This is a genomic window from Nocardia grenadensis NBRC 108939 (genome assembly GCF_001613445.1).
GTDB classification, from domain to species: Bacteria; Actinomycetota; Actinomycetes; order Mycobacteriales; family Mycobacteriaceae; genus Nocardia; species Nocardia grenadensis.
Map to the genome: position 1 here is coordinate 1 of NZ_BDCJ01000026.1, position 14,549 is coordinate 14,549.

Below are 14,549 nucleotides of genomic sequence, written 5' to 3' on the forward strand. Positions count from 1 at the left end.
TTTCCCTCTAGGGGCCCACAAAGTGGGCCCCTAGAGGTATTTCAGAGATGACCTTCCGGGACATATGGCCTCTGATTCGGCCCGAAGCGGTGTCGCGATCCGACTCGGCCCCGTGCGAGATTCGTGCGCTGGTGCCGAGAGCGGTGGGCCCACTGCCCGGCGAACGATCCTTGCTCGCCGGCCGGGGCGGGAACACGGCCCCGGACATACCCCTTCGAATGCCGCCTTCTGTAGCTCTAGTGCAGTTCCCGGGCCTTCGGCTTCCACTCCTCTATCAGGGCACGGCGACGTATCTCGAATTCCCGACGGTCTTTCTCCGGCCACGTATCGGTATCCATGTCCAGGCCGCGGGTCGCTACGAACGCCACCCAGCCGATCGGCGGGGCGAGGCTCTGGGCGTCCAGCGCGCAGAAGAGTCCCGGCGGCCCGGCCGCGGCATGAGGCCGGGCCGTCGCGGATGGGTGATGGACAAGGCCTAGACTCTGCCGGATGCGACTCGTGATTGCACGGTGCCAGGTGGACTACGTGGGGCGGTTGACCGCTCACCTGCCGATGGCCCGTCGGCTGCTGATGATCAAGGCGGACGGGTCGGTGCTGGTCCATTCCGACGGGGGTTCGTACAAGCCGTTGAACTGGATGAGCCCGCCCTGCTGGCTGGACGAGCGGCAGCCGGACGCGGCTGCCGCGCAGCTGAAGGCGCTGTGGGTGGTCAGCAACAAGGCGGGGGAAGAACTGCGGATCGGTGTCGAGGAGATCGAGCACGATTCCATCCACGAGCTGGGGGTGGACCCCGGGCTGGTGAAGGACGGGGTGGAAGCGCATCTGCAGGAACTGTTGGCCGAGCATGTGGAAACCCTCGGTGCCGGATACAGCCTTGTCCGGCGGGAATACATGACCGCCATCGGGCCGGTGGATCTGCTCTGCCGTGACGCCGACGGACGCACCGTGGCCGTGGAGATCAAGCGCCGGGGCGAGATCGACGGGGTCGAACAGCTCACCCGGTACCTCGAGTTGCTGAACCGCGACCCGTTGCTGACGCCGGTCGCCGGGGTGTTCGCGGCGCAGCAGATCAAGCCCCAGGCGCGCACGTTGGCCGAGGATCGCGGGATCCGCTGCCTGACCCTGGATTACGACGCCCTACGTGGGACCGAGAGCAACGAATTCCGCCTCTTCTAGACTTGGGGTCATGCCACGACGAAATCCGCGCAGTGCGCGCTCCCGCGCGGAGCCGCCGCGGATCGGTGGCGGATTCGGTGATGTCTACCGCCGGACGGAATCGGGGCCGGACGGGGACGAGTACGTCGTCCGTACGGTGCCGGGGGCACGTGCGGTGAAGCGCTACCGCTGTCCGGGCTGTGACCACGAGATCATGCCGGGGGTGCCGCATGTGGTGGCCTGGCCGGTCGGCAGCGGCGAGACCGACCGCCGGCACTGGCACGGCGGTTGCTGGAACGGCCGGGGGACCCGGGGGATCACCCGGCGGTGGTCCTAGCGGCGTACCTGCGCGGCCGAGCCCTCCGCGGCCGGCCGAAGCGGAACTCCCGCCGACGGCACGATCTGTCTGTGCCTGTTGCTCGGCGCGGCCACCCATGCCGCCGCGTTCGAGAGCGTTTTCCATGCCTCGCAGCGCCGGACTCACTCGGCTCCGGCCGGCAACGGTGCCTCGAGGACCATCGCAGGGTGCCCGTCGCAAGCCGCCAACGCCCTTGTTCGGTGTCTCGAGTAGCAAACAGCCCGTCGTCGAGAGAGTTCCGAGGAGGGCGGTGGGAGCCGGCGGCGCGTGCGCCACGGAGCGCGGCTCATGTTTCCTCCGCCCGGCCCCGGACTCCGGATATGAGGAAGGCCGCCCCGGTGGGAGCGGCCTTCGGATCTTTCGGTGTTCCGGTGTCGCCGTGTACGTTCCGACAGCAGCTCAGTGGCTGATGTCGGCGTTCTCGCGTTCTTCCTCGAGGATATCGTCGGAATCGTCCTCGGAGCTCACCTCGGGGATGGCCTTCTGACGCGGGCCGTTCACAGACTTGTTGTTCTGACCGCTGCCGATGGACTTACGCGGTTGCTCGGGCACACCGTCGAGCAGTTCGCTCTCCCGGTTCACGGCCGCGAGCATGGCCGGCACCGAATCGAGCTGGCCGCGGATACCGAGCAGCTGGGCCAGGACCCGGCCGCGCAGTACGCGCATCTCCTCGGCCAGTTCCTTCGCATGCGCGATCTTGCGCTCGGAGGTCTGGGTCGCCGAGGTGATGAGGCGGTTTGCCTCGTCGGTGGCGTCCTTGATCCGCTGGGCGGCCTCGGCGCGGCTGGTGGCCTCGAGCTCCTCCATGGCGCGGGTCAGTTTGGTACGCCGCTCGGCCATGGTGACCTCGAAGTCCTGCTGCGTGGCCTTGCGCTTGGCCTCGGACTCCTTGGCCAGGCGCTCGGCGTCGGCCTGGGCGGCATCGATGATCTTGGCGGATTCGGTACGAGCATTCGCCAGCGTCTGCTCGTACTCTATTTCCAGCGCTTCGCGCTTTTCCTTGGTTTCGGCCAGCAGGGATTCGTATTTGCCGCGCATTTCGGTGGCCTGCTGCTCCGCGATGGAAACCATCTCGGCGGCTTCGGCCTGGGCGAGCGCGCGAACCTCGGACGCCTCGTCCGAGGCCAATCGCAACATGCGGGAGATGCGGTCGCTCATCCCCTCCGCGGTGGTCGGCGGTACGGACAGCCGGTCGACTTCCTTGCGGAGCTCGTCGATTTCGTCGCGGGCGTCTTCCAATTGACTGGCGAGGTTCCGCGCCTGGGCGGCGGCGGCGTCGCGGTCGGTGGCGGTAACCCGCAACTCGGCATCGAAGCGGTCGAAATAGTTACGCACCTCGTCTTGCGCATAACCCTTGCGCACAACGGTGAAGGGCAGCGCAACGAAGCGATTGCGATCGGACTCGGGTGACGACATGGCCAACAAACTACAGCCTGAGACCTGCGCATGGTGAGCCGACCGGGAATGTTATCGGAGCGTCTCCTTACAGCCCGATCTCGAGACTAGTGCGTAACATTCGGATCCGGTTCCAGTAACTCGACCAGCACACCGCCAGCATCCTTCGGATGGACGAAATTGATACGGGAGTCGGCGGTTCCGCGTCGCGGCGCCTCGTAGAGAAGGCGCATGCCGCGATCGCGTAGATATGCGGAAACGGCTTCGATATCGGTGACCCGGAAGGCCAGCTGCTGCAGGCCCGGGCCGCTGCGATCGATGAACTTCGCGATGGTGGAGGTTTCGTCCAGCGGCGCCAGCAACTGCAGAGCAGTCGAATCGTCCTCGGCGGCGGGCGCGGACAGCATCGCTTCCTGAACGCCCTGTTCCTCGTTGACCTCCCGGTGGGTTTCGACCAGGCCAAGGTTCTCCGCATACCAGGCGACGGCGGTATCCAGGTCGGGAACTGCGATACCGACGTGGTCGACCGCGACGATGTAGTCGGCGGGAATGAACTCTGATGACGGGGTAGCGGTGCTCACCCTTCGAAAGTAGCGCGTTCCACCGTGCCGCGGTCGCGTACCCGCCCGGATCGGGCTCAAGAGAGGGCGGCCGCCCTCAAATCTCGACGAGGTGTGCCGCGCATCCCTGCACGCCGATCCGGGGGGACCGCAAGCTACCGTGGAGTAGTCCGCGTCGCGCGTCGCTTTCGGGTGACACGCGGTTCGCGGGGTCGAATCGCGCACGTCCCGGGCCGAAACCCGGGAGCCGGGCGAGGCCGTTCCCGGGTCGGTCACCTCTGTGGTCGGCGCCCGCCCCAGTTCCGGAACGCCGGAGTGGGGAACCGGGGTCGCGAGGATCCCGACCCTGCCGAAGGCGGGGCAGATGAACACAGCCCGGGGCCCGAGGGCCCCGGCCCCGCGCCGCCGTAGGCGACGCAACAGATACAGGAGGCTCGTCGTGACCAACTCTGTGATCGTGGCCGGTGCGCGTACCCCGATCGGCCGGCTGCTGGGCGGTCTGAAGGATTTCAGCGGATCGGATCTGGGTGGGTTCGCGATCGCCGCGGCGCTCGAGAAGGCCGGCGTCCGGGGCGACCAGGTCGACTACGTGATCATGGGCCAGGTGCTCACCGCGGGCGCGGGACAGATTCCGGCCCGGCAGGCCGCGGTGGCGGGCGGTATCCCGATGGATGTACCCGCGCTGACGCTGAACAAGGTGTGCCTGTCCGGGATCAATGCGATTGCGCTCGCGGATCAGCTGATCCGGGCCGGGGAGTACGAGATCGTGGTGGCCGGTGGGCAGGAATCGATGAGCCGCGCCCCGCATATGCTCGAGAAGAGCCGCGAGGGATTCAAATACGGTGACGTGACCCTGCGTGATCACATGGCCTACGACGGGCTGCACGATATCTTCACCGACCAGGCGATGGGCGCGCTCACCGAGCAGCGCAACGACGCCGACCCGATCACCCGGGCCGATCAGGACGCGTTCGCCGCGGCGTCGCATCAGCGGGCTGCCGCCGCCTGGAAGAACGGGATCTTCGACGACGAGGTGGCGCCGGTGGAGGTGCCGCAACGCAAGGGGGATCCGGTCGTGGTGCGGCAGGACGAGGGGATCCGGGCCGACACCACCGCGGAATCGCTGTCCAGGTTGCGTCCGTCGTTCCGTAAGGACGGGACGATCACCGCCGGGTCTGCTTCGCAGATCTCCGACGGTGCGGCCGCGGTGGTCGTGATGAGCAAGGCCAAGGCGGAGGAGCTGGGGCTGAGCTGGATCGCCGAGATCGGTGCGGCGGGTGTGGTGGCCGGCCCGGATTCGACCCTGCAGGACCAGCCGGCCGATGCGATCGCCAAGGCGTGTGCCAAGGAGGGTATCGCCCCGGCCGATCTGGATCTGGTGGAGATCAACGAAGCGTTCGCGGCGGTCGGTATCGCCTCGACTCGCAAGCTGGGGATTGATCCGGCGAAGGTGAACGTCAACGGCGGCGCCATCGCGGTCGGGCATCCGCTCGGGATGTCGGGTGCGCGAATCGTGCTGCATCTGGCGCTGGAACTGAAGCGTCGCGGCGGCGGGATCGGTGCGGCGGCGCTGTGTGGTGGTGGCGGTCAGGGCGACGCGCTGATCGTGAAGGTATAGACCGCCCGGTTTGTCTTGTGTGACCGGTGTGACCGGTTCGACTACGACACCGTGTAGTGGCTAGTGCACAATGGGCGCATGAACTTCCTTGGTCTGGGTACCGTTGCCGGCAGGTTCCGCTTCTTCGCAGTGCTCGAGGCACTGTCCTGGCTGGGCCTGCTGGTGGGAATGGCGTTCAAGTACCTCCCCGCGGAGGGTAACGAGATCGGCGTGAAGATCTTCGGCCCGATACACGGCGGCATCTTCGTCCTGTTCTTGCTGGCGGCGCTGCTGGCCGCGCGGGAGCTCGAATGGAACTGGAAGACCACGGTGCTGGCGCTGCTGTCCAGCATCCCACCGTTCTTCACGGTCGTCTTCGAGGTGTGGGCCGTACGCACCGGCAAGCTGGGCGAGCTGAGTGCGGCCGGCGCCACCGAGTCCCCGCAGACCCTCGCGGCCTCCTCGTGACAAACTGGAGCCTGTGACTCGACCAGCATCCCGTCGTCCTTCACCCGCCGCAGCCGCCGCCATGTCCGGGGCGGTGGATCTGTCCGCCCTGAAGCAGCCGCCCGCGGGTGCGCCGGCCGCTACGGGCGACCATACGGTCACCGAAGCGGATTTCGAGACCAAGGTGCTGCGCCGCTCCGCCCAGGTACCGGTCGTGGTGGCGCTGTACTCACAGCGCAGTCCCGGCAGCATCGAACTGGTCCAGCTGCTGGAGCGGCTGGTGGGTGAGGCCAACGGCACCTGGGATCTCGCCGCCGTCGAAGCCGAGAGCAATATGCGGATCGCGCAGGCCTTCGGCGTCCAGGGCATCCCGACGGTGATCGCGGTCGCGGGCGGACAACCGCTGGCCGATTTCCAGGGCAACCAGCCCGAAGCACAGGTCTCGCAATGGCTGACCGCCGTCGTGCAGGCGGTGGAGGGCAAACTCGAGGGCGACTCGGACGCGCCTCAGGAGCAGCCCGCCGATCCGCGGTTCACAGCAGCGGAGGCACTGCTCGAACAGGGCGAACTGGCGGGTGCGGAATCGGCCTATGAGTCGATCGTCGCCCAGGAGCCCGGCAATACCGAGGCCAAGGCGGCACTGCGGCAGGTGAAGTTCCTGCGCCGGGCGCAGGAAATCCCGGAATCGGCGATCGCCACCGCCGACGCGGACCCCGGCAATGTCGCGGCCGCGCTCGATGCCGCCGATGTGGAACTCTTCCAACAGCAGCCCGAGGCCGCGTTCGACCGGCTCATCGCCCTGGTTGCCCGGACCGCCGGTGACGAACGCACCACGGTCCGGACCCGGCTGCTGGAACTGTTCGAACTTTTCGACCAGGCCGAGCCGTTCGTGGTGGCGGCCCGCCGCAAACTGGCCACCGCGCTGTACTGAATCTATGGCGCCGCCTCCGGCGGCGGGGTCGAGGCCCCCTCGGTCCCGCCGTTCAGGCCTCGGGACTCGCGGCTTCGCCGCATGCGATGTGCGGTGGACCGTCCATAGAATGCGACCATTGAGCACCTTCGGCCAAGGGCGGGACGGGCCTCGACCCTTTCCGGGCCTCATAAGACTCGGCACCGAGCGGGGGCTGCCGTTCGTGAAGGCGATCCGAAACAGGGGTGGCCGAGCGGTCGAGTCGGCAGCCGGTCCGGACATCGCATGCCGACGTAACCCGCCTGCGTCGATTTCGGCGAGACGACCCATTTCTGCCTCCCGGTCCCGGTGCATTCCATTTCTCGACCGGTGTTGGCCCTGGGAACTCGGTATCAGAGGCGCGACCCAATAGCTATGGACGCAATGAAGGCGGCCGGGGCCCCGCCAAGTCATCGCTGATCTCCGGGGAACGTGTGGCTGGTCAGGGGCGCGGGATCAGCCAGATGACACTGAGTGGGCCGAGTGTGAGGGCGGCCGAGGCAGGACGGTCGTGCCGGCTCACCGGGTCGGCGTGGACCGTGCCGAGGTTGCCGGAGCCGGTGCCGCCGTACTCGAGCGCGTCGGTGTTCAGGATTTCCGTCCACTGCCCGGCGGCGGGCAGGCCGATGCGGTAGTCACGGTAGGTGGTGCCGGAGAAATTGCAGACACAGGCGACCGTGCTGCCGTCGGCGCCGTGGCGGAGAAACGCCAGGACATTGGACTCGCGGTCGTCGGCGGTGATCCACGAGTGGCCGCCGGGGGTGGTGTCCTGGCTCCAGAGGGCGGGATGATCGCGGTAGGTCCGGTTGAGGTCGGCGACCAGCAGCTGGATACCGCGGTGTAGCGGATTGTCGAGTTCATGCCAGTCGAGACCGTGGTCGTGCCACCATTCGCGGTAGTGCCCGAACTCCTGGCCCATGAACAGCAGTTGCTTGCCCGGGTGGGCCCACATGTAGGCGAGCAGCGCGCGGACCCCGCCGGCTTTGGCGAACTCGTCGCCAGGCATCCGAGTCCACAGTGTGCCCTTGCCGTGCACGACCTCGTCGTGGCTGATGGGCAGGACATAGTTCTCGCTCCACGCGTACATGAGCGAGAAGGTGATCTCGTTGTGGTGCCAGGTGCGGTACACGGGATCCCGGCCCAGATAGCCGAGGGTGTCGTGCATCCAACCCATATTCCATTTCATGGAGAAGCCGAGCCCGCCGACCTCGGTGGCGCGGGTGACGCCGGCCCAGGTGGTGGATTCCTCGGCGATGGTGACGACACCCGGATACGAGGCGCGCAGGCTGTCGTTGAGTTCGGTGAGGAACGCGACGGCCTCCAGGTTCTCGCGGCCGCCCTGGACATTGGGTTCCCAGCCGCCGCCGGGCCGGGCGTAGTCGAGGTACAGCATGGCCGCGACCGCGTCGACCCGCAGGCCGTCGATATGGAATTCCTCGACCCAGAACCGGGCGTTGGCGACCAGGAAGTTGCGTACTTCGGGCCGTCCGTAATCGAACGCGTAGGTGCCCCATTCGGGCTGTTCGCCGCGGCGCGGGTCCGGGTGCTCGTATAGGGGGGTGCCGTCGAACCGGGCCAGGGCCCATGCGTCGCGCGGGAAATGCGCGGGTACCCAGTCGAGGATGACGCCGATACCGCCGGCGTGCATATGGTCGACGAAGGCGCGGAAATCATCCGGGCTGCCGAAGCGTGCGGTCGGGGCGTAGTACGAGGTGACCTGATATCCCCAGGAGCCCCCGAAGGGATGTTCGGCGACGGGGAGCAGTTCGACATGGGTGAAACCGAGGTGGCGTACGTATTCGCTGAGTTCGGTGGCGAGTTCGCGGTAGCCCAGTCCTGGACGCCAGGACGCGAGATGCACTTCGAAGACACTGAACGGGGCCCGCGCCGGATCGGTGTGGCCGCGGGCGGTGAGCCAGCCCGAGTCGGTCCAGCGGTGCTCGGCCGAAGCGACGACGGACGCGGTGGCCGGGGGGACCTCGGTGGCGAAGGCGACCGGGTCGGCGTGATCGGCGATCCGTCCGTCGGCCCCGTGCACCCGGTACTTGTAGCGATCGCCGGGCGCCGCGCCGGGTACGAAGACCTCCCACACTCCCGACGCCCCGAGCGAGCGCATCGGCCAGGTACCACCCTGCCAGCGGTCGAAATCGCCGAAAACGGTGACGCCGCGGGCGTTCGGCGCCCAGACCGCGAAGGAGACACCGGTGACTTCACCGTCGAGACCTCGATAGGTGCGCGGATGCGCGCCCAGTACCTCCCACAGTCGTTCGTGCCGGCCCTCGCCGATGAGGTGCAGATCCAGCTCGCCGAGGGTGGGCAGGAAACGGTAGCCGTCGGCGGTCACGGTGGCCGGTCGGCGCGGATGCACGGTGACGATCCGGTAGTCGAGGATCTCCGGGTACGGCAGCACGGCCGTGAAGAGTCCGTGCCCCAGCGGGTCCAGCGGATGATCGACCCCGCCGACCAGCACCGACACCGACTCCGCGGTGGGTCGCAGCACCCGTACCGCGGTGCCGTCGGGGTGTGGGTGCGCGCCGAGCACTGTATGTGGGTCGGGATGGGTGCCCGCGGCGAGAAGCAGCAGGTCGCGGCGATCCATCACGGCGTCACCGGAACCCGCGCCGGTACGCCAGGGCGGCTCGGGCGTGATGGGGTACCGGGGGCAGCGCGATGATGTGGGAGACCGCGTGCGCGGGATCGAGCCGGATGTAGTTGGTCTGCGCCCAGTGGTACTGCTCGCCGCTGATCTCGTCGTGGACGACCGGGTGGTCGTGCCATTCCCGGCCGACGGCGGGCAGGTCCAGCGACAGCATGCCTTGTTCGGCGGTGAAGGGGTTCAGGTTCACCACGACCAGGACGGCGTCGCCGGTGGCGGGGTCGGTCTTCGAATACGCGAGCAGGTTGTCGTTGTCGATGTGGTGGAAGTGCAGGCAGCGCAACTGCTGGAGCGCCGGGTGCCGGCGGCGGATCTCGTTGAGCCGGGTGAGTAGCGGCTCGAGAGATTCGCCGCGGGCGCGGGCCTCGGCGAACGGGCGCGGTCGCAGCTCGTACTTCTCCGAATCCAGGTACTCCTCGCTACCGGCGCGTACGGCCCGGTGCTCGTACAGTTCGTAACCCGAGTACACCCCCCAGCTGGGGCCCAGGGTCGCGGCCAGGACCGCGCGGATCGCGAACATACCGGGACCCCCGTGCTGCAGGCTCTCATGCAGGATGTCGGGTGTATTGACGAAGAGGTTGGGCCGGGCTTCGTCGGCTTTGGCGGTGAGTTCCAGACCGAATTCGGTGAGCTCGTGTTTATGCGTACGCCAGGTGAAGTAGGTGTAGGACTGGCTGAATCCGCGTCGCGCGAGACCGTAGAGCCGCGCGGGATAGGTGAACGCCTCGGACAGGAAGATCACGTCCGGATCCGTGCGGCGCACCGCGGCGATCAGCCACTCCCAGAAATCGGCCGGTTTGGTGTGGGGGTTGTCGACCCGGAAGATCTTCACGTCGAGCCCGACCCAGTACCGCACCACCCGCAGCACCTCGGCGTACAGGCCGTCCGGGTCGTGATCGAAATCGAGCGGATAGATGTCCTGGTACTTCTTGGGCGGGTTCTCGGCGTAGGCGATGGTGCCGTCGGGCAGCGTGGTGAACCATTCCGGATGCGCGCTCACCCACGGATGGTCGGGCGCGCACTGCAGGGCCAGATCCAGTGCGACCTCGAGACCGAGCTCTGTCGCGGTGCGGACGAAGGCGGTGAAATCGGCCTCGGTACCCAGTTGCGGGTGGAACGCGTCGTGACCGCCCTCGGCCGAACCGATAGCCCACGGTGACCCGACCTCGCCGGGGCCCGCGGTGAGCGCGTTGTTGCGGCCCTTGCGGTTCACCAGGCCGATGGGATGGATCGGCGGCAGGTAGATAACATCGAACCCCATCGCCGCGATCCGGGGCAGTGCGTTCGCGGCGGTCGCGAAGGTGCCGTGCACCGGGGTTCCGTCGGCATCGCGCCCACCGGTCGAGCGGGGGAAGAACTCGTACCAGGACCCGGTGCGGGCCCGCGAGCGTTCCACCAGCACCGAATACTGCGGCCCGCGCGTGAGCAGTTCCCGCAACGGCGTCCGCCGCAGGATCTCGGCGACTTCGTCGGTGAATGCCGGAGCCACCCGCGCCGGGAGCGGGTCGGTGCCGCGGAGCGCGGCCGCGGCTGCCCGCAGCCGCTCGAATTCCCGCTTCGGCACCGCCTGCGCCGCCCGGTCCAGCAGCCGGGCCCCGATTTCCAGATCGTTGGCCAGGTCCGCCGCGCTCTGCCCGACCGCCAGTTTCGCCTCCACCGCCGAACGCCAGGTCGCGATGGAATCCGCCCACCCCTCGACCCGGAAATGCCACAACCCGGGTGCCGTGGGCGTGAAGACACCGTTGAAGACATCGGGTTCGTAGTCGGGGGTCATCGGGACCCGCACCGACCGCGACGAGCCCGGCGCACGCACCGCCAGAGAGGCGCCGACCGCGCCGTGCCCGTCCCGCCACACCACGGCACGTACCGGGAAAACCTCCCCGACCACGGCCTTCGCCGGGTAGCCGCCGGGGACGTGCGGGGCGGTGTCATCGATGGCGATGCGGCCGGTCATCAGATATTCGGCGCGGATACTCTCCCGTTCACGGGGGAGGGAAAGCGCCGTCCTCCTTTCCAGAGGTGTGGTGGTGTCGGGGCAACGTGTCGGTGGGTGTCGCTGGCTTGTTCGGCATGGACGAAGTGGTGCGCTACAGCTACCGGCTGCGGCCGGGGCGCATCGCCGAACGTGCTCTGTTCGATGAGTGGCATCGGTGCCGGTTTCTGTGGAACGAAGCCGTGCACCAACACAAGCCCGGCAGCAAACCGACGTTCGGGAAGCTCGGCAAGCAGCTGACGGAGACCCGGAAACACTCGTCGTGGCTGCGAAATGGCTCGCAGGAGCAGCAGACGCTGCGCACGTTCGCCCGTGCCCTCGACTCCTCGTTCCGGGGTGAAGGCCGGGGGCGTCCGAGAGGCAAAGCCCGCAAGAAGACATTGCCGTCGCTGGAATACACCCGGCGCGGGTTCGGGCTGCGCGGCGGCCGGTCGGTGTTGGCCAAGGGCATCAGTATTCAGGTGGTGTGGTCGCGCGAGTCGCCGTCCGAACCGACGAGTGTGCGCACCACCCAGGATTCGTGGGGGCACCGGTACGCCGCGTTCGTGGTGACCCGTGAGGACAATGTAAGACAAGTGGATCACCTCCTCCGGGATGGTGGTGCGGTTGCAGTCTGAGCCGGAAATCTCCTGCCTTCGGACATGAGGGACGTTAACCGCACTACGTTATTGGCAACGACTGCGGTAGTGGGAACCGGCGCGAGCGAAGTCGGCGGCGTGCCTCTTCTGCCTCCTCCGGATGGTCTACCTCCATGGTCGTGGCCCGCCCCCGATTCTGGACCGACGGAGCGAAGGAGCGCAGGAGGGAACAATCGGGGTCACAGGGCCCCGACCCGCGCGCCGAAGGCGCGCAAATATACACAGCTAAGCTCGGGCGGATGAAGGCACTGCGTCGGTTCACCGTCCGCGCCCACCTGCCGGAGCGGCTGGCCGCGCTGGACGAGCTGTCCACCAATCTGCGCTGGTCGTGGCACGGTCCGACCCAGGATGTATTCGCCGCCCTGGACCCGCGCCGGTGGGCGGAGACCGGGCACGATCCGGTACGGATGCTGGCGGAGGTGCCACCGCAGCGGTTGGACGGACTCGCCGCCGACGCCGATTTCTGTGCGCGCGTGGATGCGGTGGCCGCGGATCTGCGGGCGTATCTGGATCGCCCGGTCCCGGATCCGGGGGTGCGGGGGATCGCCTACTTCTCGATGGAGTTCGGGGTGACCGAGGCGCTGCCCAACTATTCGGGTGGGCTCGGAATCCTGGCCGGGGACCATCTGAAAGCGGCATCGGATCTGGGGTTGCCGCTGATCGGGGTGGGGCTGCTCTACCGGTCCGGGTATTTCCGGCAATCGCTGACCGCCGACGGCCGGCAGGTCGAGCGATACCCGGCACTGGATCCGCAGGAGCTGCCGTTGCGGTTGCTGGCCGCCGACGGCGCGCCGGTGCTGGTGCACGTGGCGATGCCGGACCGGCGCGTGCTGGCGGCACGGATATGGATCGCGCAGGTGGGGCGGGTGCCGTTGCTGCTGCTGGACTCCGATATCGCGGCCAACGATCCGGACCTCCGGTCGGTGACCGACCGGCTCTACGGCGGCGACCAAGGACACCGGATCGAGCAGGAGATCCTCGCCGGTATCGGTGGTGTGCGGGCGGTCCGGGCCTACACCGCGGCGACCGGGCTCCCGGATCCCGAGGTTTTCCATATGAACGAAGGACACGCGGGTTTCCTGGGGCTGGAGCGGATCCGGGAGTATCTGGCCGCGGGCCACGATTTCGATACCGCGCTGGCGGCGGTGCGCGCCGGGACCGTGTTCACCACGCATACGCCGGTGCCGGCCGGAATCGACCGTTTCCCGCTCTCCCTGGTACACCGGTATTTCGGCGGGTCGTCCGGGGAATCGGAATCGCCGCTGCTGCCCGGGATCGCGGTGGATCGGATCATCGCGCTGGGCCGGGAGGACGATCCCGCGGTGTTCAATATGGCCCATATGGGTTTGCGGCTGGCGCAGCGCGCGAACGGCGTCTCCCGCCTGCACGGCGCGGTGAGCCGGAGCATGTTCGACTCGTTGTGGCCCGGTTTCGATGCCGCCGAGGTACCGATCGGTTCGGTGACCAACGGTGTGCACGCGCCCACCTGGGCCGCCCGGGAATGGGGCGACGGGCTCGATACCGGCGACCGGCCGCGGATCTGGGAGGCGCTGGGTGAGCTGGCGCCGGAACGGCTCTGGGAGATCCGCGGGACGCTGCGCGCGAAGCTGGTCCGGGAGGTGCGGCGGCGGTTGCGGGAGTCGTGGCGGCAGCGGGGCGCGGCCGAGGCCGAACTGACCTGGGTGGATTCGGTATTCGACCCCGAGGTGCTGACCATCGGCTTCGCCCGCCGGGTCCCGACCTACAAGCGGTTGACCCTGATGCTGCGCGATCCGCGGCGGTTGCGTGATCTACTGCTGGACCCCGACCGGCCGGTGCAATTGGTGGTGGCGGGTAAGAGTCATCCCGCGGACGAGGGCGGTAAGGCGCTGATCCAGCAGGTGGTGCGGTTCGCCGATGATCCGGCGGTGCGGCACCGGATCGTGTTCCTGCCCGACTACGACATGTCGATGGCCCGCTACCTGTACTGGGGTTGTGATGTGTGGTTGAACAATCCGCTGCGGCCGTTGGAGGCGTGCGGCACGTCCGGGATGAAATCGGCCCTCAACGGTGGGTTGAACCTGTCGATCCGGGACGGTTGGTGGGACGAGATGTTCGACGGTGAGAACGGGTGGGCGATCCCGACCGCCGACGGCGTGTCCGACGACGAGCGCCGCGACGATCTGGAGGCGAGCGCACTCTACGAGCTGATGGAGCGAACGGTCGCGCCGCGTTTCTACGAGCGCGACGCGACCGGCATTCCCCGCCGCTGGGTCGAGATGGTGCGCCACACGCTGCGCGTTCTCGGGCCGGAAGTGCTCGCGGACCGGATGGTGCGCGAGTACACCGAGCGCTATTACCTGCCGACCGCTACGACGGCGCGGCGGGTCACCGCGGAGAATCTGCGGGGCGCCCGGGAGCTCGCCGAGTACCGCAGGCGGCTGGAGAACGCATGGCCGAGCGTACGGGTGGCGCAGGTGGAGGCGGCCGGTCTTCCGGACACTCCGGTAATCGGGGCGCCACTGTCGTTGACCGCGCGGGTGGACCTCGGTGGTCTCGGACCGGACGATGTGACGGTCGAGGCCGTCCTCGGGCGGGTCACGCCCGAGGACGAGCTGACCGACATCGGTACCGTCACGATGTCCTGTACCGGGGCGGAGTCCGGCGACTCCACGCTCACGGTCTTCACCGTCGAGACCTCGCTGCCGTGTGCGGGTACGGTCGGCTATACGGTCCGGGTGCTGCCGGCCCACGATCTGCTGGCCACACCCGCGGAGCCGGGCCGGGTGGTCAACGCCTGACGGTCCGCGTCGGCGAATGAG

The 14,549-nt window shown here is 68.1% G+C and carries 11 protein-coding genes; 7 read left to right on the forward strand and 4 right to left on the reverse strand.

Translation table 11 applies throughout. The features are described 5' to 3' along the window. Positions 1–489 precede the first annotated feature (489 nt). Complete coding sequence (gene nucS, locus NGR01S_RS25225) at positions 490–1,176, forward strand: endonuclease NucS (RefSeq protein ID WP_063041051.1); 687 nt, start codon at positions 490–492, stop codon at positions 1,174–1,176. Positions 1,177–1,186: 10 nt separating this feature from the next. Next, positions 1,187–1,492, forward strand: coding sequence for an Rv1322 family protein (locus NGR01S_RS25230; protein WP_063041053.1), 306 nt, complete (start codon positions 1,187–1,189; stop codon positions 1,490–1,492). Positions 1,493–1,912: 420 nt separating this feature from the next. Here the strand turns inward: NGR01S_RS25230 and NGR01S_RS25235 are convergent, their stop codons facing one another. After that, positions 1,913–2,929, reverse strand: coding sequence for a coiled-coil domain-containing protein (locus NGR01S_RS25235; protein ID WP_039822873.1), 1,017 nt, complete (start codon positions 2,927–2,929; stop codon positions 1,913–1,915). 86 nt (positions 2,930–3,015) lie between these two features. After that, positions 3,016–3,489 carry a methylmalonyl-CoA epimerase gene (gene mce, locus NGR01S_RS25240; protein ID WP_039822866.1) on the reverse strand — a complete coding sequence of 158 codons (474 nt, stop codon included), beginning with the start codon at positions 3,487–3,489 and terminating at the stop codon, positions 3,016–3,018. A gap of 418 nt (positions 3,490–3,907) precedes the next feature. Here mce and NGR01S_RS25245 point away from each other — a divergent pair, with 418 nt between their 5' ends. The 3 genes from NGR01S_RS25245 (at position 3,908) to NGR01S_RS25255 (ending at position 6,443) form a co-directional block, all read left to right on the forward strand. Next, on the forward strand, positions 3,908–5,086 hold the full coding sequence (locus tag NGR01S_RS25245) for an acetyl-CoA C-acetyltransferase (protein WP_063041055.1): 1,179 nt from the start codon (positions 3,908–3,910) through the stop codon (positions 5,084–5,086). A 78-nt stretch (positions 5,087–5,164) separates the two neighbouring features. Next, positions 5,165–5,533, forward strand: a complete 369-nt coding sequence (locus NGR01S_RS25250) for a DUF3817 domain-containing protein (RefSeq protein WP_063041057.1) — start codon at positions 5,165–5,167, stop codon at positions 5,531–5,533. 61 nt (positions 5,534–5,594) lie between these two features. After that, on the forward strand, positions 5,595–6,443 hold the full coding sequence (locus NGR01S_RS25255) for a tetratricopeptide repeat protein (RefSeq protein ID WP_063041059.1): 849 nt from the start codon (positions 5,595–5,597) through the stop codon (positions 6,441–6,443). A gap of 460 nt (positions 6,444–6,903) precedes the next feature. On the opposite strand, the gene glgB is transcribed toward NGR01S_RS25255, so the two are convergent. Together glgB and NGR01S_RS25265 are read right to left on the reverse strand one after the other, a co-directional pair. Then, positions 6,904–9,060 carry a 1,4-alpha-glucan branching protein GlgB gene (gene glgB / locus NGR01S_RS25260; protein ID WP_063041061.1) on the reverse strand — a complete coding sequence of 719 codons (2,157 nt, stop codon included), beginning with the start codon at positions 9,058–9,060 and terminating at the stop codon, positions 6,904–6,906. A gap of 7 nt (positions 9,061–9,067) precedes the next feature. Next, the gene (locus NGR01S_RS25265; RefSeq protein WP_063041062.1) at positions 9,068–11,071 is read right to left on the reverse strand and encodes an alpha-1,4-glucan--maltose-1-phosphate maltosyltransferase; all 2,004 of its coding nucleotides are present in this window, start codon (positions 11,069–11,071) and stop codon (positions 9,068–9,070) included. Positions 11,072–11,187: 116 nt separating this feature from the next. On the opposite strand from NGR01S_RS25265, the gene NGR01S_RS25270 reads away from it, so the two are divergent. Together NGR01S_RS25270 and glgP are read left to right on the forward strand one after the other, a co-directional pair. Next, the gene (locus NGR01S_RS25270; protein WP_245664765.1) at positions 11,188–11,727 is read left to right on the forward strand and encodes a hypothetical protein; all 540 of its coding nucleotides are present in this window, start codon (positions 11,188–11,190) and stop codon (positions 11,725–11,727) included. A 260-nt stretch (positions 11,728–11,987) separates the two neighbouring features. After that, a complete protein-coding gene (glgP, locus tag NGR01S_RS25275) occupies positions 11,988–14,528 on the forward strand; it encodes an alpha-glucan family phosphorylase (protein WP_063041065.1) in 2,541 nt (846 codons plus the stop codon). Positions 14,529–14,549: the final 21 nt, after the last annotated feature.

Excerpts from the sequence above, each read along its gene's own strand:
- NGR01S_RS25270 (WP_245664765.1), top strand. The coding sequence starts at position 11,188 with ATGGACGAAGTGGTGCGCTACAGCTACCGGCTGCGGCCGGGGCGCATC.
- glgP (WP_063041065.1), top strand. The coding sequence starts at position 11,988 with ATGAAGGCACTGCGTCGGTTCACCGTCCGCGCCCACCTGCCGGAGCGG.
- NGR01S_RS25235 (WP_039822873.1), bottom strand. The coding sequence starts at position 2,929 with ATGTCGTCACCCGAGTCCGATCGCAATCGCTTCGTTGCGCTGCCCTTC.
- NGR01S_RS25255 (WP_063041059.1), top strand. The coding sequence starts at position 5,595 with ATGTCCGGGGCGGTGGATCTGTCCGCCCTGAAGCAGCCGCCCGCGGGT.
- NGR01S_RS25265 (WP_063041062.1), bottom strand. The coding sequence starts at position 11,071 with ATGACCGGCCGCATCGCCATCGATGACACCGCCCCGCACGTCCCCGGC.
- NGR01S_RS25230 (WP_063041053.1), top strand. The coding sequence starts at position 1,187 with ATGCCACGACGAAATCCGCGCAGTGCGCGCTCCCGCGCGGAGCCGCCG.
- NGR01S_RS25250 (WP_063041057.1), top strand. The coding sequence starts at position 5,165 with ATGAACTTCCTTGGTCTGGGTACCGTTGCCGGCAGGTTCCGCTTCTTC.
- nucS (WP_063041051.1), top strand. The coding sequence starts at position 490 with ATGCGACTCGTGATTGCACGGTGCCAGGTGGACTACGTGGGGCGGTTG.
- glgB (WP_063041061.1), bottom strand. The coding sequence starts at position 9,060 with ATGGATCGCCGCGACCTGCTGCTTCTCGCCGCGGGCACCCATCCCGAC.